The sequence below is a fragment of the Actinomadura sp. NPDC048032 genome, assembly GCF_040653175.1.
Classification (GTDB): Bacteria; Actinomycetota; Actinomycetes; order Streptosporangiales; family Streptosporangiaceae; genus Spirillospora; species Spirillospora verrucosospora.
This window is the reverse complement of sequence record NZ_JBEZJP010000669.1, coordinates 1-2,761: the sequence shown is the minus strand read 5'-3', so window position 1 is coordinate 2,761 and position 2,761 is coordinate 1. Positions and strand designations below refer to the sequence as shown.

The 2,761-nt window shown below is 76.6% G+C and carries 1 protein-coding gene; it reads right to left on the bottom strand.

The annotated features are described in order from the left end of the window. Positions 1 to 2,686 (bottom strand): hypothetical protein (locus AB0C69_RS40840; RefSeq protein WP_360361962.1); only part of this gene is annotated, 2,686 nt, incomplete at its 3' end. Positions 2,687 to 2,761: the final 75 nt, after the last annotated feature.

Sequence of the window (2,761 nt, the reverse complement as noted above, 5' to 3'; positions counted from 1 at the left end):
TGCAGGAACATGACGTCGGTGGAGTGTCGCCGAGCAGCTCCTCGGCTGCACTCAGGAACCGCGCCACGCGGGGGTAGGCACCCGCGCCGTAGGCGGTCTCGGCGAGTTCGGCCAGCGCCGAGGCCTGCCGCCGGGGGCTGTCGACGACGGCGGCGATCCGCTCCGCCTCCCCGTAGCGGCCCCGCCGGGCCGCGGCCACGGCGGCGGCCGTGATCTCGAACCGGGTCAGGTGCCGCACCGAGCCCGCGGGCGCGAGCTGCTCGGCCGCCAGGAGGTAGGAGACGGCCTGGTCGCGGTCGCCCCGGGCCGCGACGATCCGCGCGAGCCGGGCCAGGCCGGTGGCCCGGCGGAAGCCGTTCCGGACCCGTCCGACCAGGTCCTCGGCGTCGCCGATCCGGCCCGCCTTGGCCAGTTCCCCAGCGGCGTTGACGCTCGCGAACAGCTGCTTGCGGGTGCGGCTCATGCCCGCCAGCGCGCGGTGGACGACCTCCAGGCGGCCGTCCCGCGCGGCCCGCTCCGCGACCGTCCCGAGCAGGGTGTTGCGCTCGTGCACGTCGACGACGAAGAGCGCCGCCCGGACGGCCTCCTCCGTGAGGCCGAGCTCCGCGGCGATCCTCGCCGTCTCCGCCGGCAGGTCCTGCTGGGAGGGGAGGCGCAGCGCCGCGTCGATGCCCGCCTCCAGCACGCCGGAGGCTCCCCGGAGCTCGGCGACATGCGACTTGATCAGCAGGTTGACCGCCCGCGCCGCCTTCGGGGACGTCCCCTCGGCCACGGTCAGCGCGAGGGTCAGCAGGCCGCGCGCCGATTCCAGGTCGCCCTCCGCCGCGGCGCCGGGGGCCGCCTCGACCAGGGGCGCCCACTGGCGCCGCGGCTGGAGCCCGGCGAGGTCGGCGGCCGTCCTCATCAGCCGGACCGCGGTGTCCGGGTCGCCGGCGTCGAGGGCGCCGATCGCGGTGCGGGCCGCGCCGAGTGCCCGGCGATGGCCTTCCAGCAGCGCCATGAGCCTCTCGGCCTCGTCGAGCAGCCCCGCCTCCACGGCGGAGCCGAGCAGCTCGCCGAGCGCCGCCTGGCGGGACGCGCCGCCCTTGGCCGCGACCGTCTCGATCGCGGTCGCGAGCACCGCCCGCGCGGCGGCCCGATCGCCGCGCAGCGCCCGCGCCCGCGCGATGCCGCCGAGCGCCCGGGCGAGCGCCCGCGCCCCGTTGACCGACGTCCCCACCAGCTCCAGCGCCGCCGTGAACTCGCCCCGGTCGGCCAGCAGCCGCACGAGCTCGGCGAACGTGTCCCACCGCAGGTCGTCGGGCCCGAGGAGCCCCGCGAGGCGCTCGGCGTCCTCCCGCAGGCCCTGCTCGGCGGCGGCGCGGGCGGCGGCCGCGATGATCGGCCACTGGTACTTGCGGTCGGCGAACGAGCGGGCGATCCGCTCCACCGAGTCGCACAGCCCGGCGCGGGCGGCGTCGCAGGCCATGTCCGTCATCAGCTCCCGGCGCCGGTGCCGGGACGGAACCACGGAGGTGAAGAGCCGGGTGGCCTCGTCCAGGAGGGTCTCGGCGCGGGTGAAGCCGGGGCCGAGGGCCAGCGCGATCCGGGCCAGGGTCCGGGCCCTGCGCACCCCGCTCAGGATGCCGCCCGCCAGCAGCTCCGCCTCCTGGAGCCACAGCGCCGCCTCGGTCTCGGCGCCCGCCCGTCCCGCCGCCTCCGCCATGGAGATCAGGATGTTGGCCTTGATCGAGGCGACGGTGATGTCGCGGGCCATCCGCTCGGCGCGCTCCAGCTCGCCGAGCTCGGTCCAGGCCACCGCGATGACCTCGGGGTGGACGCGCACGGGCAGGCGCAGCTGGTCGCGCCACAGGGCCAGCACGTAGACCACGGCGAGGTCGGGCGAGTCCGCCGCGAGGAGCAGCCGGATCGAGTCGGTCAGCGTCAGCACGGCCGGCTCCACCGTCCCCGTCCGCTCCAGCAGGCGGCTCCAGCGGTCGGGCTCGTTGAGCCGCAGCAGCCGCTCCAGGTCCCCGTCGTCGGCCAGCGCCTGCGGGAACCGGTCCAGGAGGTACAGAGGGGTGTCGGCGGGCCAGCCGCCGGCCCGGTAGGTCTCGGCCCAGTCGAGCACTCGCGCCCAGAAGCCCGCCATCGCCTCGGCGCCGAGGCGCTCGGTGGTGGTCTCCCGGATCAGGTCGTGGGCGAAGGAGTAGCGGCCCCCGCCGTCGTCCTCCCGGCGCTCGACCAGGCGGGCGATGGTCTGCTCGACCAGTTCCCGGACGTCGTAGAGGTCCAGGCCGGTGAGCCGGGCGATGTCCTCGTCGGCCAGCCCGCCGCCGGACGCCGCCAGCAGCCCGAGCACCTCGCGGCTCGTCCGGTCGCGCAGGTGCTGCTGCAGGTCGCGCTCGGCGGCGTTGCGCGAGGCCCGCGAGGCCTCGTTGGCGGCGAGCGTGCGGCGCTCGCACCCGCGCAGCGGATGGCCGTCCGGGACGTCGGCGGGCACCTCGGGGAAGTGCCTGCTGGTCACCAGCACATGGCTGCCGGGCGGCACGTACTCGGGGAGCTGGGCCGCGACGCTGCTCTCGCGGTGCCGCACGTGGTCGTCCTCGTCGAGCCCGTCCACGATGAGCATGAGGTGGCGGCCGTCGGCGGTGACCCGCTCGACCGCGCGCTGCCACAGGTCGTCAAGGTCGAACGCGGTCGGCACGACGCCGGGTGTGGGCGTCTCGCCGACCTACCTCGTCAGCGGCGTCAGCGAGGACGTCGTGGACGAGCTGCGCGT